Genomic DNA, 24,014 nt, shown 5'->3' on the forward strand with positions numbered 1-24,014 from the left:
TCGAGACCGTACGAAAACCGGCGAGGTGCGGACAACCCCTAGCCACCCCTAGGGGATCCCCTCACAAGTGAGGGCGATGTCGCACAGGAGGTGCTGAGGCTGCCGCCCTCGGAGGTAACGTCTCGAATTACCAAGAGGAGTACCCGTGGCCAAGCTCATTGAACTCACCGATGACCTTCAGGTCCACTCCCACAGCCTGATGGAAACACGCTCCATGTACGACGAGATATTCAATGAAGGCTGCTACGACATGGAGTTGCCCGACTGTCCGTTCATCGTGGATGTGGGCGAGAACATCGGCGGGCGTCTCAGGAAAGCCCCAGTTCGCGCTGGATGAGCTGGATCATCTCGTCGTCCGTGGCCTCGTCGAAGGCGTCCTCGAAGGCCTCGTCGACAGGGGATTCCTCCTCTCCCCCCGCCCCCTGCGCGCCACTCGTCCACTTGGACAGGAAGGCCTGGAGCCGGACGGCGACCCGGGCGCGGGTCAGCCCGTCGGGGGCGTTGTGGGCGAACTCGGATTCCAGCGCGTCGAGTTCGGACAGCAGGCCGCCGACTCCGGTTCGGGTGCGGGGGGCCAGCTCCTCCATGAGATGGCGGGTGACGTCCAGCGGTGTGGGGTGGTCGAACACGAGCGTCGCGGGGAGGGAGAGTCCGGTCGCCCCGGTCAGGCGGTCGCGGAACTCGACGGCGGTCAGCGAGTCGAAGCCGAGCTCCTTGAACGCCTGTTCCGGTTCGACCGTGTCGGCCGGGGTGTGCCGGAGCACTTCACCGACGGCGGTGGCCACCAGAGCGGAGAGAGTCTCCTCCTGCCCTTCCGGAGTGAGGGTGGCGAGCCTTTCCCGCAGGGGGTGGGGCTGGGCGGGGTGTGTCCCGGGGTCGCCGGGTCCCGCTCCGGTACCGCCTGCCGCACCAGGCCCGCCAGCAGGGGGCTGGGGCGGGTGACGGTGAAGGCGTCCACGAAGCGGTTCCAGTCGACGTCCGCCACCGTGGTGCAGGGGGCGCTTCCGGCGACGGCCCGGGCGAGGGCCTCGACCGCCCGCTCGGGGTGCAGGGCGTGCAGGCCTCGGCGGGCCAGGTACTCCGCGCTGTCACCGTCGGCCACCATGCCCGCACCGGCCCACGGGCCCCAGGCGATCGACGTGGCCGCCAGGCCGCGGGCGCGCCGCTGTTCGGCAAGCGCGTCCAGGGCCGCGTTGCCCGCCGCGTACGCGGCCTGGCCGCCGCTTCCCCATACTCCGGCGATCGAGGAGAAGAGGACGAAGGCGTCCAGGGGGGTGTCACCGAGCAGTTCGTCGAGGTGGTGAGCACCGAGCACCTTCGCCCGGGTCGCCTCCGCCAGTTGGTCGGTGCCGGTTTCGCCCAGTGGCGCCGCCGAGGACACTCCTGCGGCGTGCACCACTGCGGTGAGGGGCCGGTCGACGGGAAGGGACGCGAGGGCGGCGGCCAGGGACCGTCGGTCGCTCACGTCGCAGGCGACGGCGGTGGCCGTGGCGCCCGACTCGGCCAGCTCCGCGATCAGTTCGGTGACTCCGGGCGCGTCGGCGCCGCGCCGTCCGGCGAGGACGAGGTGGGCCGCGCCGTGCGCGGCGAGCCAGCGTGCGACCTCCGCGCCCAGCGCCCCGGTGCCGCCGGTGATCAGCACGGTACCGGACGGCTCCCAGCGGGAAGCGGGAGCGGCCGGGGCCGGTGCGGGGGTCAGACGGCGGGCGAGTGCCCCTGTGGCCCGGAGGGCCACCTGGTCCTCGCCGCCGGTGGTGGCGAGGACCTGGGCGAGTGCCTGTTCGGTGCGCTCGTCCCATGTCGGCGGCAGGTCGACGAGTCCGCCCCAGCGGTGGGGTGCTTCGAGCGCGGCGACCCGGCCGAGTGCCCATGCCTGGGCCTGGGCGTCGCTGGGCGGAGCGTCCGACCCGGTGGCCGTGACGGCTCCCCGGGTCAGGCACCACAGCCGTGCGTCCGGCTCCAGCTCTTCGAGGGACCGCGTCAGTTCGACGGTCGCGGCGAGGCCGCGGGTCAGGTGCGGATGCACGGGATGCGGCCGCTCGTCCAGGGCGAGGAGGGACACCACGCCTGCCGCCGGGCCCGCCTGCGCCAGCAGGTCCCGCGCTGATTCCGGGGTGGTGGTGTCGACCGCCAGCGCGGTCGGTACCGCCCCCTGGGAGCGGAGTGCCGCCAGGGTCGAAACGACCGTCGGGTCCTCCTCGTGGCCGGCCGGCAGGAGAGCGAGCCAGGTGCCGTCGAGAGCGGCGGACGGGGAGTCGAATCGTTGCCACGACACCTGGTAGCGCCAGCCGTCCTCGGCCGGTCCGGTCTGCTGCGCGGCGGGCGCCTGCGGCCAGAAGCGCGTCCGGTCGAAGGCGTACGTCGGCAGCTCCACGTGAGAGGCGGCCCGGTCACCGACGAGGGGACGCCAGTCGACCGCCCCTCCGTGGACGTGGAGTTCGGCGAGTGCCCGCAGCAGGGTGCCGGCCTCGTCCCGGCCCTTGCGCAGGACGGGGATCGCGGTGGCGTCGGTGCTCTCGCGGGCCATGGCGGTGAGGACACCGTCGGGGCCCAGTTCCAGGAGCGTGGTGACGCCGGCCTCCTGGAGGGTGGTGATGCCGTCGGCGAACCGTACGGCCTCGCGCACGTGGCGCACCCAGTAGCCGGGCGTACGGATTTCGTCCGGGTCGGCCGGCTTGCCGGTGACGTTGGAGACGATCGGAATGCGGGGGACCCGGAAGGTCAACGTCTCTGCTAGGGCCCCGAATTCCTCGAGCATGGCATCCATGCGGGGCGAGTGGAAGGCGTGCGAGACGGTGAGCCGCTTGACCCGCCGGCCCTCCTCCCGCCACCGCGCCGCCAGCTCCGCGACGACGTCCGCGTCGCCCGAGATCACCAGGGAGGCCGGACCGTTGACGGCCGCGATGCCGGCCTTCGTCCGGTACGGGGCGAGGGCTTCGGCGATGTCGGACTCGTCGCCCTCGACGGCCAGCATCGCGCCACCGGTCGGCAGCGCCTGCATCAGGCGGCCGCGGGCGGCGACCAGCGTGCACGCGTCGCCCAACGAGAGAACGCCGGCGACGTGGGCGGCGGCCAGCTCTCCTATGGAGTGCCCGAGCAGGTAGTCGGGCGTGACGCCCCACGACTCCAGCAACCGGAAGAGGGCGACTTCGAGGGCGAACAGCGCTGCTTGGGTGTAGCGGGTCTGGTCGAGCATCTCCCCTTCGCCGAAGAGGACCTCACGCAGCGGGCGGTCCAAGGAACCGTCCATCCGTGCGCACACCTCGTCCAGCGCGTCCGCGAACACCGGGAAGGACGCGTACAGCTCCTTGCCCGCCCCGGGCCGCTGCGACCCCTGTCCGGAGAGCAGGAAGGCGAGCCGCCCGCGCTCGCGTCGGCCCCGGACCACGTCTGGCGCGTCCTCGTCGGCGGCCACCGCTGCCAGGCCGGCCAGCAGTGCGGGTCGGTCGGCGGCGAGGACGACGGCCCGGTGGTTGAGCGTGGCGCGGGACGCGGCCAGGGCGGGTGCCAGGTCGTCGTCGCGTACGGACTCGTCCGCGCCGAGTGCCGTCAGCAACCGCTCGGCCTGGGCCCGCAGGGAGGCCGGGGAGTGCGCGGACAGCAGGAACGGGCGCGGTGCGGACGCGGCGGGCGCCGCGGGCCGGGCGGTCGTGCCCTGGTCCACGTGCTCCACGTCCGCGACGTACTCCTCGATGACCGTGTGAGCGTTGGTGCCGCTCACGCCGAACCCCGAGATGCCTGCCCGGCGCGGTCGCCCGTCGGTCTCCCAGGGGCGGTTCTCGGTCAGCAGCCCGAGTGCGCCGGTCGACCAGCCGATGTGCGGTGCCGGTTCGTCGGCGTGCAGGGTGCGGGGCAGAACGCCGTGGCGCATGGCCATGACCATCTTGATGATGCCCGCGACACCGGCGGCGGCCTGGGTGTGCCCGATGTTGGACTTGACCGAGCCGAGCCACAGCGGCCGGTCGGCCGGGCGGTCCTGACCGTACGTGGCGAGCAGCGCCTGCGCCTCGATCGGGTCGCCCAGCTTCGTACCCGTGCCGTGCGCCTCGACCACGTCCACATCGGACGGGGCCAGCCCGGCACCGGACAGGGCGCGGCGGATGACGCGCTGCTGGGAGGGACCGTTGGGGGCGGTCAGCCCGTTCGACGCGCCGTCCTGGTTGACGGCGGAGCCCCGTACGACCGCGAGAACCCGGTGGCCGTTGCGTACCGCGTCGGACAGGCGCTCCACGAGCAGCATGCCCACGCCCTCGCCCCAGCCGGTGCCGTCGGCATCGGCGGAGAACGCCTTGCATCGCCCGTCCGCGGCCAGCCCGCGCTGCTTGCCGAACTCGACGAAGGCGCTCGGCGTCGACATCACCGTCGCGCCGCCGGCCAGAGCCAGCGAGCATTCGCCGTTCCGCAGTGCCTGCACCGCGAGGTGCAGGGCGACCAGGGAGGAGGAGCAGGCCGTGTCGACGGTGACCGCCGGGCCCTCCAGGCCGAAGGAGTACGCCAGCCGGCCGGACAGGACGCTGGCCGCGCTGCCGGTGCCGAGATGTCCCTCGAGATCGGGTTCGCCCGCCAGGAGCAGGCCGAGGTAGTCCTGGCCGTTGGTTCCGGCGAAGACCCCGGTGTCGCTGCCCTTGAGCGACCGCGGGTCGATTCCGGCGCGTTCGAAGGCCTCCCACGCCGTTTCCAGGAGGAGCCGCTGCTGCGGGTCCATGGCGAGGGCCTCGCGCGGCGAGATCCCGAACAGTGCGGCGTCGAAGCTGCCCACGTCGTCAAGGAAGCCGCCTTCGCGGGCGTAGGTCGTGCCCGTCCGGTCGGGATCGGGGCTGAAGAGGGTGCCGAGGTCCCAGCCACGGTCGGTCGGGAACGCCGACACGGCGTCGGTGCCCGACTCGATCAGGTGCCAGAGCTGCTCGGGGGAGGAGACCCCGCCCGGGAAGCGGCAGCTCATCGCGACGATCGCGACGGGTTCGTCGGCGGAGGCGGCGGAAGGGGCGGCTGCTGCGGGGAGGAGGGCTGCTTCCGGCCGGCGAGCGGTGTCCGCCAGCTCCGCCAGCAGGTGGCGGGCGAGTGCGGCCGGGGTCGGGTAGTCGAAGACCAGCCCGGCGGGGAGAGTCAGTCCGGTCGAGGCGCCCAGCAGGTTCCGCAGCTCGACCGCCGTCAGCGAGTCGAAGCCCAGTTCGCGGAAGGCACGCTCGGGGTCCAGCTCGCCCGCCCGCGCGTGTCCGAGCACCAATGCGGCTTGCCCGCACACGAGTTCCAGCAGCAGCCGTTCACCCCCGGCCCCGTCCTCTTGGGCGAGGCGCGTGAGCAGTTCGGCCCTGCGGGCCTCGGCAGCCGTCTGCCGCGTCGTCGCCTGCCGGACTTCGGTACCGATCGCGGCGAGTTCCGCGATCAGCGGACTCGGCCGTACCGCCGTGAAGCCCGCCGCGAAACGCGGCCAGGCCACGTCCGCCACCAGGGTGCGCACGGCACCGCCGTCCAGCACCCGGGCCAGGGCTTCGAGTGCCCTCTCCGGGGCCATCGCCGGTACGCCGACCCGGGCCATGCGTGCGGCGACCCGGCCGTCCGTGCCCATGCCGGACCGGTCCCAGATGCCCCACGCGACGGAGGTACCGGCCAGTCCACGGGCCCGGCGCCGCTCCATCAGGGCGTCCACGTAGGCGTTCGCGGCGGCGTAGTTGGCCTGCCCGGTGCTGCCGAGCACCCCGGCGAGCGAGGTGAACGAGAGGAAGAGGGACAGGTCCAAGCCGGCGGTCAGTTCGTCCAGGTGATCGGCGGCGAGCGCCTTGGCCCGCCACACCGAGTCCAGTTGCTCCGGGCCCATCGAGTCCAGTACGCCGTCCTCGATCACCCCGGCCGCGTGGACGACGGCGGTGACCGGGTGCTGTGCGAGGACGACCGCGAGCGCTTCCCGGTCGGAGACGTCACAAGCGACCACCACGGCCTCCGTACCCGACTCGGCCAACTCCGCGACCAGCTCGGCCACGCCGGGAGCATCCGGACCACGACGACTGGCAAGCACCAGACGCCGCGCGCCCCGACCGGCCAGCCAACGAGCAACCTCCCCACCAAGCCCACCCGTACCACCAGTGATCAACACCGGACCTGAAGGCACCCAGGCATCCCCCGCACCCGACACGACCGGAACCGCCGGCCGCAGCCGACGCCCGAAGACACCGGAACCACGGACCGCCACCTGGTCCTCGCCGGATCGTCCGGCCAGCACCTGTGCCAGCCGTGCGCCCGCCCGTTCGTCCAGCTCCTCGGGGAGGTCGACGAGTCCGCCCCACAAGTCCGGCGCCTCCAGCGCCGCCACCCGGCCGAGGCCCCATGCGGCAGCCTGGCCCGGATCGGCCGGGCCGTCCGCCGGCAGTACCGAGACCGCGCCCCGGGTCGCCCGCCACAGGGGCGCGTCGATCGCGGCGTCGGCCAGGGCCTGGAGCAGCAGAACGGTCCCGGAGAGAGCGCTCTGTGCCGGCTCTTCATCGGGAGAGGAAAGGTGTACGACGCCACGCAGGCCACTGGCCTCCACGGCTCCGGCCACCTCACGCAGCCGCGCGGCGAGGGTGCCCCGGTCGAGTCCGGCGGTCTCCAGTTCGACGACGTGCGCACCGCCCTTGCGCAGCGCGGAGACCACGTCCGCGTCGGGCGTGCCGTCCCGCACTGCCAGCAGCCATGTGCCCGAGAGGTCCCCGCCCGAGCGGCCCGAGGGGACGGTCAGCGGCTGCCAGGCTTCCTGGTAGCACCAGCCGTCCACCCCGGACGCGTCACCGCGCGGGGTGGTGGCCGGGGTCGGCCAGTAGCGCTTGCGCTGGAACGGGTAGACCGGAAGGTCCACCCGGCGTCCGCCGCCGAGCACGGCCGCCCAGTCGACGGACACGCCTTGCGTGTACGCGTGCGCCAACGCGGTGAGGACCGACTCGGTCTCGTCGCGGCCGGAGCGCAGCACCGGCACGGCGGCGGCGTCGATGCTCTGCTGGGCCATGGCGGTGAGGACACCGTCGGGGCCCAGCTCGATGAGCGTGGTGACGCCCTGCGATCGAAGGGTGGTGACCCCGTCGGCGAAGCGGACGGCCTCGCGGACGTGCCGCACCCAGTATCCCGGGGTCCGGATCTCCTCCGGGTCGGCGAGCTCGCCGGTGACGTTGGAGACGAGGGGGATCCGCGGGGCATGGAAGCTCAGCCCACCTGCCACGTCGGCGAACTCGTCGAGCATCGCGTCCATACGCGGCGAGTGGAAAGCATGCGAGACCGTCAGCCGCTTGACCCGACGACCCGCCTCACGCCACACAGCCTCCAGCTCCGCGACCGCATCCGCGTCACCGGACACCACCACCGAGGTAGGCCCGTTGACCGCCGCGATGCCGACACGGTTCTCATACGAGGCCAGAACCTCCGCGACCTCGGACTCCACACCCTCGACAGCAAGCATCGCCCCACCGGACGGCAACGCCTGCATCAACCGACCCCGCGCCGCCACCAACACGCACGCGTCATCCAACGACAACACACCCGCCACATGCGCGGCAGCCAACTCACCAATCGAATGCCCGAGGAGATGGTCGGGCGTGACACCCCACGACTCGAGGAGCCGGAACAGCGCCACTTCCAGCGCGAACAGCGCCGCCTGCGTGTAAACGGTCTGATCGATCGCGTCCCCGTCACCGAAGACCGCATCACGCAACGGACGGTCCAGGGAGCCGTCCATCCGCGCGCACACCGCGTCCAGCGCATCCGCGAACACCGGGAACGTCTCGTACAGCTCCCGGCCGGCCCCGGCCCGCTGCGATCCCTGCCCGGAGAACAGGAACGCCAGCCTGCCGTCCCGTACGCTCCCCCGGATCGCTCCGGGTGCCGGGTGCCCGTCGGCCACGGCGGCGAGCGCGTCGGCCAGTGCGGTCCGGTCGCGGCCGAGCACCACGGCCCGGTGTTCGAGGCCGGCGCGCGTGGTGGCGAGGGACCAGCCGATGTCGCGGGCGGCGGGGGCGCCATCGGCCTCCGCGAAGGTCCGCAGCCGGGCCGCCTGGGCGCGCAGCGCCTCGTCACCGCGGGCCGAGAGCGGCCAGGGCAGCACCGGCGGGGCGGCCTCGCGCACGACGGTCTCCGCCGCGTCGTGGGCGGGCGGCGCCTCGATGATGAGGTGGGCGTTCGTACCGCTGACGCCGAAGGACGACACGCCCGCGCGGCGCGGGCGGTCGGACCCTGGCCAGTCCCGGGCCTCGGTCAGCAGCTCGACCGCACCCGCCGACCAGTCCACGTGCGACGACGGCTCGTCCACGTGCAGCGTCTTGGGGAGCACTCCGTGGTACATCGCCTGCACCATCTTGATGACGCCCGCGACACCCGAAGCGGCCTGGGTGTGCCCGATATTGGACTTCAGCGAGCCGATCCACAGCGGGCGGTCCACCTCCCGCTCCTGGCCGTAGGTGGCGAGAAGGGCCTGTGCCTCGATCGGGTCACCGAGCGCGGTTCCGGTGCCGTGCGCCTCCACCGCGTCGACGTCGGCCGTGGTAAGCCCGGCGTTCTCCAGGGCCTGACGGATGACACGCTGCTGGGACGGACCGTTGGGAGCCGTCAGCCCGTTGGACGCGCCGTCCTGGTTGACGGCCGAACCCCGCACGACCGCCAGCACCTGGTGACCGTTGCGGCGCGCGTCCGACAGGCGCTCCACAAGGAGCATGCCGACGCCTTCGGACCAGCCGGTGCCGTCGGCGGCATCCGAGAACGCCTTGCAGCGGCCGTCGGAAGCCAGCCCGCCCTGCCGGTCGAACTCCGCGAAGATGCCGGGCGACGGCATCACCGTCACACCTCCCGCGAGCGCCATGTCGCACTCGCCGGAGCGCAGCGCCTGGACGGCCCAGTGCAGGGCGACCAGCGACGACGAGCACGCGGTGTCCACGGTGACCGCAGGCCCCTCGAGGCCGAGGGTGTAGGAGATACGGCCGGACATCACGCTGTTGGCGGTGCCGGTCAGGAAGTGGCCGGTCAGCTCGTCGGAGTCCGGGTCGGCGTCCGCACCGTAGAAGGAGTTCGACGCGCCGACGAAGACGCCGGTGCGGCTGCCGCGCAGCGCGTACGGGCTGATTCCGGCCCGCTCCAGCAACTCCCACGACGCTTCGAGGAGGAGGCGCTGCTGCGGATCCATTCCCAGGGCCTCGCGGGGCGAGATCCCGAAGAGAGCGGCGTCGAACTCGGTGGCGTCCGGCAGGAAGCCGCCCGCCCGGGTGTACGACGCGTCCGTGGCGGACAGGTCCCAGCCCCGGTCGGTGGGGAATGCCGAGATGCCGTCCCTGCCGGAGGCGACCAGGTCCCAGAGGGCTTCGGGCGAGGCCGCGCCTCCCGGGTAGCGGCAGCTCATGCCGACGATCACGATCGGGTCGTCGGTGGCAACGGGGCGGCCCGCGAGGCCCGCGCCCGGGCGGGCGGAGTCCTCCGCCGGGCCGAGCCGCGCGAGCAGGTGCCGGCTGAGGGCCGCCGCGGTCGGGTGGTCGAAGACCAGGGTGCCGGGCAGGCGCAGTCCGGTGGCCTCGCTGAGCCGGTTGCGCAGTTCCACCGCCGTGAGCGAGTCGAAGCCGAGGTCGGTGAAGGCGCGGCCGCTCTCGACGGCGGCCGGGTCCGCGTACCCGAGCACGCTCGCGACCTGCGTGCGAACCAGGTCGAGGACGGTGTGCGGGCGCTGGCCCGCGGGCAGCGCCGCGAGCCGGCCGGCCCACCGCGCGCGGGCGTCGCCCGCTGCCGAGGCATGGCCGTCCGTGTCGCCGTCCCTGCCGTTCGTACGGTCGGACAGGACGTCCCGGGCTTCCGGCACGTCCGCGAGCAGCGGGCTGGGGCGGGTGGCGGTGAAAGCCGGGGCGAAGCGCGCCCAGTCGACGTCGGCCACGGTGACCGTGGTGGCCGGTGCGCCGTCGAGGGCTTCGCCGAGGGCGGCGAGCGCCAGTTCCGGTGCCAGTGTCCGCAGGCCGATGCGGCGCAGGTACGCGTCGGTTTCCCCGGCCGCCGCCATGCCGCCCGAGGCCCACGGGCCGAAGGCCACCGCAGTGGCGGCGGCTCCGCGCTGCCTGCGGTGCTCGGCCAGGGCGTCCAGGTGGGCGTTGGCCGCCGAGTACGCGGCCTGTCCCGCGCTGCCCCAGGTTCCGGAGATCGAGGAGAACATCACGAACCGTTCCAGCGGGGTGTCCGCGAGCAGCTCGTCCAAGTACTGCGCGCCGTTCGCCTTCGCGCTGAGCACGTCGGCCAGTTCGGCCCGGTCGAGTGCGTCCAGCCGTGCCGAGCGGTCCGTGCCGGCCGCGTGGACGACGGCGGTGACCGGGTGCTGTGCGAGGACGACCGCGAGCGCTTCCCGGTCGGAGACGTCACAAGCGACCACCACGGCCTCCGTACCCGACTCGGCCAACTCCGCGACCAGCTCGGCCACGCCGGGAGCATCCGGACCACGACGACTGGCAAGCACCAGACGCCGCGCGCCCCGACCGGCCAGCCAACGAGCAACCTCCCCACCAAGCCCACCCGTACCACCAGTGATCAACACCGGACCTGAAGGCACCCAGGCATCCCCCGCACCCGACACGACCGGAACCGCCGGCCGCAGCCGACGCCCGAAGACACCGGAACCACGGACCGCCACCTGGTCCTCGGCACCCTCGGTGCGGTCCGCGAGGACCGTCACCAGCCGGGCGGCGGCCCGGTCGTCGAGCCCGTCCTCGTCGGGCAGGTCGATCAGACCACCCCACAGGTGCGGGTACTCCAGCGCGGCCACCCGGCCAACGCCCCAGACCTGCGCCCGTGCCGGGTCCGTCAGCCGGTCCGAGCGGCCGACGGAGACCGCGCCCCGGGTCACGCACCAGAGGGGGACTCCGTCGGTGGCGGCGGCGAGTGCCGGAACCAGGGCCGCCGTCCAGGCGGCACCGTCCGCGCGCGGCGCCAGGACGGCACCGGACACCTCATCGACTCCGTCAAGGAGTTCAGCGAGTGCGGACCGGTCGGCCGCCTGCTCCGCGGTGACCGTCAGCTCGACCACGGCGGTCGCGCCGCCGTCGCGCAGCGCGCGCGCCAGCGCCTCGTCGGTCCCGTCGCCCGGCGTGATCAACAGCCAGCGGCCCTCCAGCGTGCCGCCGGCCCTCGCGGGCAGCGGCTGCCAGGCGACCTGGTAGCGCCAGCTGTCCACCGTGGTGCGGTCCTTACGCTTTCGGCGCCAGGCCGTCAGCGCGGGCAGCACACTGCCGAGCCCGTCGCTCGCCCCGTCGCCGGTCGCCAGCTCCAGGGTGTGCGAGACCTCTTCGAGGTTCCCGCTGTCGACCGCCGACCAGAACCGTTCCTCGGCCGGGTCCGACGTCCTCTGCTCGCCCGCCGCCGGCTGCTCCGGCGACAGCCAGTAGCGCTCCCGCTGGAACGCGTACGTCGGCAGGACGGTCTTCCGGCCGCCCCAGGGCCCGTACACCTCCGCCCAGTGCACGTCCGCGCCGTGCACATATACGGCAGCGACCGCGAGCAGGAGCGACTGCGTCTCGTCGCGGCCCGCGCGCAGTGCCGCGACCGCGACACGGGTCACGAACTCGTCGTCGGACCCGATCTCGTCCAGGCCCCGCTGGGCCATGGTGGCCAGTACGGCGTCGGGGCCGAGCTCCAGGAAGCGAGTGACTCCCTCGGCACGCAGGTACCGCACTCCGTCGGCGAAGCGGACGGCCTCGCGGACGTGGCGGACCCAGTATTCGGGAGTCCGGATCTCGTCGGGGTCGGCGAGCTCGCCGGTGACGTTGGAGACGAGGGGGATCCGCGGGGCGCGGAAGGCCAGCTTCCCTGCCACGTCGGCGAACTCGTCGAGCATCGCGTCCATACGCGGCGAGTGGAAAGCATGCGAGACCGTCAGCCGCTTGACCCGACGACCCGCCTCACGCCACACAGCCTCCAGCTCCGCGACAGCATCCGCGTCCCCGGACACCACCACCGAGGTGGGCCCGTTGACCGCCGCGATGCCGACACGGTTCTCATACGAGGCCAGAACCTCCGCGACCTCGGACTCGTCCCCCTCGACCGCGAGCATCGCCCCACCGGGCGGCAGCGCCTGCATCAGCCGGCCACGAGCCGCCACCAGCGTGCACGCGTCGTCCAACGACAACACACCCGCCACATGCGCGGCAGCCAACTCACCGATCGAATGCCCGAGAAGGAAGTCGGGGCGCATGCCCCACGACTCCATCAACCGGAACAGGGAAACCTCCAGCGCAAAGAGCGCCGCCTGCGTGTACACGGTCTGATCGATCGCGTCCCCCTCGCCGAAGAGGACTTCGCGGATCGGCCGGTCCAGCCGGGCATCCAGCCGCTCCGCGATGGAGTCCAGCGCCTCCGCGAAGGCGGGGAAGGTCTCGTACAGCTCGCGTCCCATCCCGGCGCGCTGCGCGCCTTGCCCCGTGAAGAGGAACGCGGTCCGGCCCTGCTCGGCGGTGCCTCGCACCGTGTGCGTGCCCGGTCGCCCGTGAGCGAGGTCGGTGAGCCCCGACAGGTAGGTGTCGTGGCCGGAGCCGACGACGACTGCTCGGTGTTCCAGCGGGGTTCGACCGCACGACAGGGACGTGCCGATATCGACGGCGGCGTAGTCGTCGGCTCCGTCGAGGAACGAGGCCAGGCGCTCGGCCTGAGCGCGCAGGGCGGTCTCGGTCTTGGCGGAGAGCAGCCACGGCAGGTGCGCCGGGGCCGTGCGTGCCGGGTCTCGGTCGGCGGCGGGCTCTTCTTCGGGAGCGCTCTCCAGGATGATGTGGGCGTTGGTGCCACTGACGCCGAACGACGACACACCTGCCCGGCGCGGGCGGCCGTCGGTCTCCCACGGGCGGTTCTCGGTGAGCAGTTCGACCGCGCCGTCGGCCCAGTCGACGTGCGGCGACGGCTGGTCTACGTGCAGGGTCCTGGGCAGGACGCCGTGCCGCATCGCCATGACCATCTTGACCACGCCCGCCACACCGGCGGCGGGCTGCGCGTGCCCGATGTTGGACTTGATCGAGCCGAGCCACAGGGGGTTGCCCTCGGTCCGGTCCTGGCCGTAGGTGGCGAGGAGCGCCTGTGCCTCGATCGGGTCACCGAGCGCGGTTCCGGTGCCGTGCGCCTCGACGGCGTCGACGTCGGCCGTGGTAAGCCCGGCGTTCTCCAGGGCCTGACGGATGACACGCTGCTGGGACGGACCGTTGGGGGCCGTCAGCCCGTTGGACGCGCCGTCCTGGTTGACGGCCGAACCCCGCACGACCGCCAGCACTTCGTGTCCGCGGCGCCGGGCCTCGGAAAGACGCTCCACAATGAGGACGCCCGCGCCTTCGGCCCAGCCGGTGCCGTCGGCGTCGGCCGAGAAGGACTTGCAGCGGCCGTTCGCCGCGACACCGTTCTGCCGGCTGAACTCGGTGAAGATACCCGGCGTCGCCATGACCGTGGCACCACCGGCGAGAGCCATGTCGCACTCACCGGAGCGCAGCGCCTGCACAGCGAGGTGCAGGGCGACCAGGGAGGACGAGCACGCGGTGTCGACCGTCATCGCCGGGCCCTCCAGCCCGAAGGTGTACGCGATCCGACCCGACGCCACGCTGGTCGACGTACCGGTCAGGGACAGGCCCTCGACCTCCGGCGGGAGCGGGCCGCCGAGCCCGTACAGCGAGCTGGCCACGCCCATGAACACGCCGACCTGCTCGCCGCGCAGGGACATCGGGGCGATTCCGGCACCCTCCAGGGCCTCCCATGCGCTCTCCATGAGCAACCGCTGCTGCGGGTCCATGGCGAGGGCCTCGCGCGGCGAGATCCCGAAGAGGCCCGCGTCGAACTCGTCGGCGTCGTAGACGAAGCCGCCCTCGCGCGCCGCACTGCTGCCCGGGGCCTGCGGATCGGGGTGGTGGAGCGCGTCGAGGTCCCAGCCGCGGTCGGTGGGGAAGGCGGAGATGGCGTCAGTGCCGGACTCCACGAGCCGCCACAGGCCTTCGGGGGAGCTGGCTCCGCCGGGGAACCGGCAGCTCATGCCGACGATGACGATCGGGTCGTCGGCCTTCGCGCCACTTCGGGGGGCGGCCTGGGAGCGTACGGCCACGGGTGCGGGGGCGCCCGCGAGGTCTTCGTGCAGGCGCTCCGCGAGCGCGGTGGGGCTGGGGTGGTCGAAGACGAGGGTGGCGGGCAGGCGCAGGCCGGTCGCGGCGTTGATGCGGTTGCGGAGTTCGACGGAGGTGAGCGAGTCGAAGCCCAGCTCCTTGAAGGCCCGCCCGGGTTCGACGGCGGAGGCCGAGGCGTGGCCCAGTACGGCGGCCACTTCGGCCAGCACCAGGGCGGTCAGCTGCTGCTTCCGCTCCGTCGGGGACAGGCCCTCGAGGCGCCCGGTGAGCGAGGTGGCGTCGGCGGCGGCGAGCGCGCGCCGGGCGCGCGGGCTCACGAGTGCGCGCAGCAGTGCCGGTACGGGCTGTTGCCCGGCCGTCTCCTCGCGCAGTGCGGCGAGGTCGAGCTTCATCGGGAGGAGGTGCGGCAGGCCGTGGGCGACCGCGCGGTCGAACAGGGCCAGGCCCTCCTCGTCGGACATGCCGGTGCCCGCCCATCCGATGCGAGCCCGGTCCACCTCACCGAGGCCGACGCTCAGCGTGCCGGCCTGGGCCCACATGCCCCAGCCGAGCGAGACGCCGGGCAGCCCGGCCGTCCGTCGCCGACGGGCCAGCGCGTCCAGGGCGGCGTTCGCCGCCGCGTAGTTGGCCTGTCCCGGGGTGCCGAACGTCGCGGACGCGGAGGAGTACATCACGAACATCGCCAGGTCGAGGCCCGCGGTCAGTTCGTGCAGGTGCAGCGCCGCGTCCGCCTTCGGGGCGAGTACGGCGTCGAGGCGTTCCGGCGTCATCGCCCCGATCACGCCGTCGTCGATGACGCCGGCGGTGTGCACGACTCCGGTCAGCGGATGCGCGTCCGGGATCGCCGCGATGACGGCGGCGAGGGCGGCGCGGTCCGACACGTCGCAGGCCACCGCCGTCGCCTCGGCCCCCAGGTCCCGGAGCTCGGCGAGAAGTTCGCAGGCGCCCGGAGCGTCGGGGCCCCTGCGGCTGGTGAGGACGAGGTGGCGGATGCCGTACGCGTTCACCAGGTGCCGGGCGAGCAGGCTGCCGAGGGCGCCGGTGCCGCCGGTGACGAGGACGGTGCCGAGGGGGTGCGGGGCCCGGGGGCCGGGCTTGTCGTCCGCTGCGGGGCGCAGGGCCGAGGCGCGGGTCAGGCGCGGTACGAAGACCTTGCCGTCCCGGACGGCCACCTGCGGCTCGTCCAGGCCCATCACGTCAGCGAGGGCGTCCGCCGAGGCGTCGGTGTCGTCCAGGTCGGCCAGGACCAGGCGGCCTGGCTGTTCCGACTGCGCGGAACGGACGAGTCCCCAGGCGGCGGCCGCGGCGAGGTCGATGTCCTCGCCGTCGACGGACACCGCGCCCCGCGAGACCACCGCGAGCGTGGCGGACGCGAACCGCTCGTCGTCCAGCCAGGAGCGGACCAGGGCGAGGAGCTCGTGGGCGGTCCCGTGCAGGTCGCCCTCCGGCATGCGTACCGCCACGACGTCGGGCACGGGCTGCCCGGGCTCCGCGAGGGCGTCCCAGTCCCCCGGCGCCGACAGCGGCAGCGGGGCGGGGCGGCGCTCGGCGGTCGGTGCCGGGGTCCAGCTCACCGCGAACAGCGAGTCGTCGCGACCGGTTTCCGCGGCGTGTCGGATCTGCTCCCGGGAGACCTGGCGCAGGACGAGTGACCGGATCGCGGCGACGGGCTCGCCCGTGGTGTCGTACACCTCCACGCAGACCGTGTCGGGTCCGGTGGGGGTCAGGCGCGCCCGCAGCACGGAGGCGCCGACGGCGTGCAGGGAGACTCCCTGCCAGGCGAAGGGCAGGTGGACGTTCGAGGGGTCCTCGATCAGGCCGCCGGGGCCGATCGTCTGGAGCACGGCGTCGAGCAGCGCCGGATGAACGCCGAACGCGGCGGCGTCCGCGTGCGCCTGCTCGGGCAGGGCCACCTCCGCGTACACCTCGTGGCCGGTGTCCGGGACGCGGACGGTCCGGATGCCGCGGAACACGGGGCCGTACGCGAGTCCCGCGTCGGAGAGGGTCTCGTACATCCCCGTCAGGTCGGCCTCGCGGGTGCCGGACGGCGGCCACTCCAGGCGGGCGGGCGGCGCCGTGTCGTAGCCGGCGGGGGCGAGGACGCCGGTGGCGTGCCGGGTCCACTCGGCGGTGCCGTCGGGGGCGTCCGGGCGCGAGTAGATCTCGATCTGCCGCTCTCCGGCGACGGTGAGCACGCTGACCTGGATCTGGACGGCGCCCTGGGCGGGCAGCACCAGGGGGGCCTCGAGAGTGAGTTCTTCGAGGGTGGGGCATTTGATCTGCTTGCCCGCGCGCAGCGCGAGCTCGACGAAGCCGGTGCCGGGGAAGACGATGCTGTCGAGGACGACGTGTTCGGCCAGCCAGGGCTGTGCGGTGGCGGACAACCGCCCGGTGAGGACGACGCCCTCGCCGCCGGGCAGCGGGAGCGCGGCACCGAGCAGCGGATGGCCGGCGGAGCCGAGGCCCACGGCGGCCAGGTCTCCGGTGAAGTGCCGGGTCTCGGGCCAGAAGCGGCGGCGTTGGAAGGCGTACGTGGGCAGGTCGACGGTCCGTGCGCCGTACGGGGCGAAGAACGCGGCCCAGTCGACGGCCGTGCCGTGGACGTGTGCCCGGGACAGGGCGGTGAGCAGCGCCTCGGCATCGTCGCGGTCGCCGCGCAGGGCGGGGACCGCGAGCGCGCCGTCGACGCTCTGCTGGGCCATGGCGGTGAGGACACCGTCGGGGCCCAGCTCGATGAGCGTGGTGACGCCCTTGTGGTGGAGGGTGGTGACCCCGTCGGCGAAGCGGACGGCTTCGCGAACGTGGCGGACCCAGTATCCCGGGGTCCGGATCTCCTCCGGGTCGGCGAGCTCGCCGGTGACGTTGGAGACGATCGGCAACTGCGGGGCATGGAAGCTCAGCCCACCTGCCACGTCGGCGAACTCGTCGAGCATCGCGTCCATACGCGGCGAGTGGAAAGCATGCGAGACCGTCAGCCGCTTGACCCGACGACCCGCCTCACGCCACATCGCCTCCAGCTCCGCGACAACATCGGCGTCACCGGAGATGACCACGGAGGTGGGCCCGTTGATCGCGGCGATGCCGACACGGTTCTCATACGAGGCCAGCGCCTCCGCGATCTCGGACTCGCCCCCCTCGACCGCCAGCATCGCCCCACCGGCAGGCAACGCCTGCATCAGCCGACCGCGCGCCGCCACCAGCGTGCACGCGTCATCCAACGACAACACACCCGCCACATGCGCGGCAGCCAACTCACCGATCGAATGCCCGAGAAGGTAGTCGGGCTTGACGCCCCACGACTCCAGCAACCGGAACAGGGCGACTTCGAGAGCGAAGAGCGCCGGCTGCGCGTAGACGGTTTGGTCGATCACCCCACCGTCGCCGAAAAGGACTTCACGCAACGGACGGTCCAGGGAGCCGTCCATCCGCGCGCACACCTCGTCCAGCGCATCCGCGAACACCGGGAACGCCGCGTACAACCCGCGGCCCATCCCGGCGCGCTGCGCGCCCTGCCCCGGGAACAGGAACGCCAGTCGGCCGCCGTCCCCGGAACCGGTGACGGCGTTCGGCGCGGACCGGCCGCCCGCCGCCAGGGCTGCCAGTCCCTGGCGCAGGGTGTCGCGGTCGGCGCCGAGCACGACGGCCCGGTGGTCGAGGGTGGCCCGGCCGAGGACGAGGGAGCGGCCGATGTCGGCGGGGTGCGGTGCGGGGTCGGCGTCGATCAGGGCAAGCAGCGTCTCCGCCTGGGCGGTGAGCGCCTCGTCGGAACGGCCGGACAGCAGCCACGGCACGACGGCCGGGGAGACGGAGGCGGGTTCCGCCTCGGCCGGGGCCGGGGCGGACGGCTCGTCGACAATCGACTCGATGATGGCGTGGACGTTGGTGCCGCTCACGCCGAACGATGACACTCCGGCCCGGCGCGGGCCGTCCGTTCCGGGCCACGGCCGATCCTCGGTGAGAAGCTCGACCGCGCCCTCCGTCCAGTCGACGTGCGGGGTCGGCCGGTCGATGTGCAGGGTCTTGGGCAGGACGCCGTGGCGCATGGCCATGACCATCTTGATGACGCCCGCGACACCCGAAGCGGCCTGGGTGTGCCCAATGTTGGACTTCAGCGAGCCCAGCCAAAGGGGCCGGTCCGCGTCCCGCTCGCGGCCGTACGTGGCGAGGAGCGCCTGTGCCTCGATCGGGTCGCCCAGCGTCGTGCCGGTGCCGTGCGCCTCGACCACGTCCACGTCGGACGCCACGAGTCCGGAGTTGGCGAGGGCCTGGCGGATGACGCGCTGCTGGGAGGGGCCGTTCGGAGCGGTGAGCCCGTTGGAGGCACCGTCCTGGTTGACGGCGGAGCCCCGTACCACGGCAAGAACCTGGTGACCGTTGCGGCGGGCGTCCGACAGCCGCTCCAAGAGCAGCAGGCCGACGCCCTCGCCCCAGCCTGTGCCGTCGGCGGCGGCGGCGAACGGCTTGCAGCGGCCGTCGCCCGCGAGCCCGCCCTGCCGGCTGAACTCGGTGAAGGCGCCCGGCGTGGCCATCACGGCGACACCGCCGGCCAGTGCCATGGAGCACTCGCCGTTGCGCAGCGCCTGCGTGGCGAGGTGCAGGGCCACCAGGGAGGAGGAGCAGGCGGTGTCGACGGTGACCGCCGGGCCCTCGAGGCCGAAGGTGTACGCGACCCGGCCGGAGATCACGCTGTTGGCGGTGCCCGCGAGGGCGTGGCCGGTGACCTCCTCCGGCACCGGGATGCCCGCCCCGTATCCGGACGCGGAGGCTCCGACGAAGACGCCTGCGGGGATGCCTCGCAGCCCGTGCGGGTTGATGCCCGCGCGTTCGAACAGCTCCCAGGACGCTTCGAGGAGGAGGCGCTGCTGAGGGTCCATCGCGACGCTCTCGCGCGGGGAGATGCCGAAGAGGTCGGGGTCGAACTCGGTGGCGTCGTAGACGAATCCGCCCTTGCGCGCGAACGTCACGTCGGCGTCGTCCAGGTCCCAGCCGCGGTCGGCGGGGAAGTCGGACAGGGCGTCGGTGCCGGCGGCGACCAGGTTCCACAGCTGCTCGGGTGAGCGCACGTCTCCGGGGAAGCGGCAGCTCATCGACACGATCGCTATGGGATCGTCGTCCTGGGCGATGGCGGCGCAGGCGCCAGCGGCCGCGCCACTGTCCGTACCGGCGAGGCGGTCGGACAGGAAGCGGCTGACGGCGCGCGGGTTGGGCTGGTCGAAGAGCAGGGTGACGGGCAGGCTCAGTCCGGTGGCCCGGGCCAGCCGGTTGCGGACGCCGACCGCCGTGAGCGAGTCGATGCCGAGGTCCTTGAACGAGCGCTCCGCCTCGACGGCCGCCAGGTCCTGGTAGCCGAGCACGGAGGCCGTCTCGGCGCGCACCAGTTCCAGGAGTACGTGGGCGTGCTCGTGCTCCGCGACACCGTCGAGCAGCGTGGGCAGGGCCGGGGTTCGGTCCGTGGCCTGTTCCGGTGCGGTGGCCGCCTCCGGGCGCAGCGCCTCGCGGACCTCGGGCAGCTCGCCGATGAGGGGGCTGGGGCGGGTGGCGGTGAACGTCTCGGCGAACCGTACCCAGTCGACGTCGGCCACGGTGAGACAGGTCTCGTCCTGGTCGACGGCGGTGGCGAGCGCGGCGAGGCACAGTTCGTGCGGCATCGGGGCGAGGCCGCGTCGGCGCAGGGTGTCCATGGCGCCGTCGCGGGTGGCCATGCCGCCTTCGGCCCAGGCGCCCCAGGCCACCGAGGTGGCGGGGAGCCCTGCGGCGCGGCGCTGTTCGGCGAGCGCGTCGAGGTAGGCGTTGGCGCCCGCGTAGACGGATTGGTGGCCGCTGCCCCAGACGGCGGCGATGGAGGAGAAGAGGACGAACGCGTCGAGCGGGGTGTCCGCGAGCAGTTCGTGGAGGTGGGCGGCGCCGGTGACCTTGGCGCGGAACTCCTCCGCGAGGTCCGCCGGTCCGGCTTCGGTCACGGGCACCGTACGGACGATGCCCGCGGCGTGCACGACGGCGGTGACCGGGTGGTCGCGGAGCACGGCGGTGAGCGCGTCGCGGTCGGCGACGTCGCAGGCGACGACCGTCGCCTCGGCTCCCAGCGCCCTGATTTCTTCGACGAGTTCGTACGCGCCGGGTGCGTCCGGGCCGCCGCGGCTGGTCAGGACGAGGTGCTCGGCGCCGCGTCCCGCCAGCCAGCGGGCCACTTCGGCGCCGAGGGCGCCGGTGCCGCCGGTGATCAGGACGGTGCCGCGCGGTTCCCAGCCGGTGATGGACGGCTCGCGGCCGGCGCCCGTGGGCAGGGCCGGGGCGGCTCGTACGAGCCGGCGGGCGAAAATGCCGGAGCCGCGCACGGCGACCTGGTCCTCGTCGCCGGTGAGCACGGCGGCCAGGCGGGCCGCCGCGCGGGCGTCGGGGCCGTCGCCGTCGAGGGTCTGGAGGGATTCGGGAAGGTCCACCAACCCGCCCCAGCGGCCCGGCAGTTCGAGTGCGGCCACCCGGCCGACCCCCCACACGGCGGCCTGCACGGGGCGGGGTGCCGGGTCGGAACGGCCGACGGAGACGGCGCCGCGGGTGGCGCACCACAGCGGGGCCTCCACGCCGAGGTCACCGAGCGCCTGCAGCAGGGCGAGGGTCGATGCCGCGCCCGCCGGGACGTCCGGCGCCAGCTCGGTTTCGTCGGTGGCCAGCAAGGACAGCACGCCGCCGAACTCGTCGCCGGCCGGCTCCATCGCCGTACGGACGAGGTCGACCAGGGACGCCCGGTCCAGGCCGGTGGCGGCGGGCCGTACCTCCACGACATCGGCGCCGTGCCGGCGCAGCGCGGCAGTCAGGTGCGCGGGAGCGGAGCCGTCCGGGGGCAGTACGAGGAGCCAGCGGCCCGAGAGGCGGGCGGTGCCCTGTCCGGTGACGGGGCACCAGTGCACCCGGTAGCGCCAGGAGTCCATGACGGACTGCTCACGGCGGCCCCGCCGCCACGCGGACAGTGCGGGCAGCAGGGTGCCGAGCCCGCTGTCCGCACCTTCGTCGGCTCCGGCGCCGGCGCCGGTGCCGGCGCCCAGGCCGAGGGTGGCCGCCACCGCCTCCACGTCCTCCGATTCGACGGCGGCCCAGAACTTCGCCTCGGCCGGGTCGACGGGCGCTGCGGCCCGGGGCGCCGCCGGGACGCCCGCCTCGGGCCAGAAGCGCTGCCGCTGGAAGGCGTAGGTGGGCAGGCCGACGGTCCGGCCGCCGTACGGGGCGAGCACGGCGCGCCAGTCCACCCGTACCCCGTGGACGTGGGCCTGGGCGAGGGCGGTGAGCCACTGCCGCTGATCGCCGTGGTCACGGCGCAAGGTGGCCAGGACGGTGGTGGGGTGCCCGGTGTCGTCGACGACCTCCTCGAGACCCATGGTCAGGACGGGGTGGGCGCTGACCTCGATGAAGGTGGTCAGCCCCGCCTCGAGAAGAGCGCGAGCGGTGTCCTCGAAGCGCACGGTGCGACGCAGATTCTCATACCAGTAGCGGGCGTCGAGGGCGCTGGTGTCGAGCGGTTCGGCGGTGACCGCCGAGTAGTAGGGGGTGTCGGTGGGCCGAGGAGCGAGCGGGGCCAGATCGGTCAGCAGTCGCTGTTCGATCTGCTCGACGTGGTGGGAATGGGAAGCGTAATCGACCGGAATGCGACGAGCCCGGATCCCACCCTGCTCACAAGAGGCCAGGAGGTGTTCCAGAGCACCCGCACTGCCGGAGACCACCGTAGCGGTGGGGCCATTGACCGCCGCGACCGAGATTTCACCACCCCAGGACGCGATCAACTCCTCGGCATCCGAACAGGAGAGAGCGAGAGAGACCATGCCACCCTGCCCCGCCAACACCTCCGCGATGGCCCGACTACGCAGGGCCACCACCCGGGCACCGTCCTGAACGGACAGGCCACCCGCAACGACCGCAGCCGCTATCTCACCCTGCGAATGCCCGACAACAGCGGCCGGAGCGACTCCCGCCGCACGCCAGGTCTCCGCCAGCGCCACCATCACCGCCCACAACACCGGCTGAACGACATCCACCCGCTCGAACCAGCCCACCCCCGCCTCAGCCCGCAGAACATCGGTCAGCGACCAGTCCACGAACCCCGACAGAGCACGCTCGCACTCCTCGATCCACCACGCGAACACCGGCGAGGACTCCAGCAACCCGACCGCCATGCCCACCCACTGCGACCCCTGCCCCGGGAAGACGAAGACCGCTCCGTCCTGTCCCGGCCCCGACGCACTGCGGCGCACCACTTCGTCCGCGTCCCGGCCCTCGGCCAGCTCCGTCAGCCCACGGACGAACTCCGCCGTATCCGCACCGATCACCACGGCCCGGTGGTCAAGGGTGGTGCGGGTGGTGACGAGCGAGGTCGCGATGTCCGCCGGGTCGAAGCCGGTGATGCCTGTGGTACCGGTGAGGTGGGTGAGCAGGCGGGCCGCCTGGGCGGCCAGCGCTTCCCGCGTACGGCCGGACAGTATCCACGGGAGGACGCCGGGTCTCCGTACGGTCGTCGCCTCGGCGGGCTCCGCGCTGTCCGCGTTGTCTGCGGACGGCACCCGCTCCGACGGAGCCTGTTCCACGATGATGTGCGCATTGGTGCCGCTCACTCCGAACGAGGACACCCCCGCCCGGCGGGGCCGTCCGGGCTCCGGCCAGTCGCGGGCCTCGGAGAGCAGCTCGACCGCGCCCCGGCTCCAGTCGACGTGCGGGGTCGGGGCGTCCACGTGCAGCGTCTTGGGCAGGACGCCGTGCCGCATCGCCATGACCATCTTGATCACGCCCGCGACACCGGAAGCGGCCTGGGTGTGGCCGATGTTGGACTTCAACGAGCCCAGCCACAAGGGTGTTTCGGCGGGGCGGCCCTTGCCGTACGTGGTGAGCAGCGCCTGCGCCTCGATCGGGTCGCCGAGCTTCGTGCCCGTGCCGTGGCCCTCGACCACGTCCACGTCGGCTGGGGTGAGCTTGGCGTTGGCGAGGGCCTGGCGGATGACGCGGCGCTGGGAGGGTCCGTTGGGGGCGGTGAGCCCGTTGGACGCGCCGTCCTGGTTGACGGCCGAACCCCGCACGACCGCGAGCACCTGATGGCCGTTGCGACGAGCGTCCGACAGCCGCTCCACGAGCAGCACGCCGACACCCTCGCCCCAGCCGGTCCCGTCGGCGCCGGCCGCGTAGGACTTGCAGCGGCCGGACGCGGAAAGTCCGTCCTGCTTGCTGAATTCCGCGAAGGTGGCCGGGGTGGGCATCACGGCCACACCGCCGACGAGGGCGAGGGAGCAATCGCCGTTGCGCAGCGCCTGCACCGCGAGGTGCAGGGCCACCAAAGAGGACGAGCAGGCGGTGTCGACGGTGACCGCAGGGCCCTCGAGGCCGAAGGCGTACGCGACCCGGCCGGAGATCACACTGTTCGCGGTGCCGGTCAGGGCATGGCCCGCGATCTCCTCGGGCAGCTCGACGGCGCCCGCCCCGTAACCCGAGTTGGACGCGCCGACGAAGACACCGACGCGGCGGTCCTGCAGTTGCTCCGGCGGCAGCCCGGCCCGCTCGAACGCCTCCCAGCTCGCCTCCATGACGAGCCGCTGCTGCGGGTCCATGGCCATCGCCTCGCGCGGCGATATCCCGAACAGGCCTGCGTCGAAGGTGGTCGCGTCGTCCACGAATCCGCCCTGGCGCACGTACGGGACGTCCGGGTCGGACAGGTCCCAGCCGCGGTCGGTGGGGAAGTCGCCCACCCCGTCGCCGCCGGAGGCGACCAGTTCCCACAGGTCCTCCGGCGAGCGGACCCCGCCCGGCAAGCGGCAGCTCATGCCGACGATGGCGATGGGCTCCCGGCTGGCCTCCAGGAGGTCCCGGTTCTGCTCGCGCAGCCTCTCGGTCTCCTTGAGCGCCGCCCGCAGCGCCGCTACGACTTTTTCCTCGCGATTAGCCATTGTTCAGCTCCAATGCGCGCTC

General features: G+C 73.3%; 3 protein-coding genes. 1 reads left to right on the forward strand and 2 read right to left on the reverse strand.

Features of this window, described 5'->3' with window-relative positions:
- The first annotated feature begins 145 nt into the window (after positions 1-145).
- Positions 146-337: a hypothetical protein gene (locus J1792_RS27350; RefSeq protein WP_207248401.1), complete on the forward strand. Its 192-nt coding sequence runs from the start codon at positions 146-148 to the stop codon at positions 335-337.
- Here the strand turns inward: J1792_RS27350 and J1792_RS27355 are convergent.
- On the reverse strand, positions 309-764 hold the full coding sequence (locus J1792_RS27355) for an acyl carrier protein (protein WP_207248402.1): 456 nt from the start codon (positions 762-764) through the stop codon (positions 309-311). The genes J1792_RS27350 and J1792_RS27355 overlap by 29 nt on opposite strands.
- Positions 692-23,992, reverse strand: a complete 23,301-nt coding sequence (locus tag J1792_RS27360) for a type I polyketide synthase (RefSeq protein WP_207248403.1) — start codon at positions 23,990-23,992, stop codon at positions 692-694. Before J1792_RS27360 ends, J1792_RS27355 begins: the two co-directional genes overlap by 73 nt.
- Between the last annotated feature and the right edge of the window lie 22 nt (positions 23,993-24,014).

It is taken from the genome of Streptomyces triculaminicus (genome assembly GCF_017349075.1).
Classification (GTDB): Bacteria; Actinomycetota; Actinomycetes; order Streptomycetales; family Streptomycetaceae; genus Streptomyces; species Streptomyces triculaminicus.

What these genes read in the sequence shown, in the direction of transcription:
- J1792_RS27360 (WP_207248403.1), bottom strand. Translation starts at nt 23,992, where the DNA reads ATGGCTAATCGCGAGGAAAAAGTCGTAGCGGCGCTGCGGGCGGCGCTC.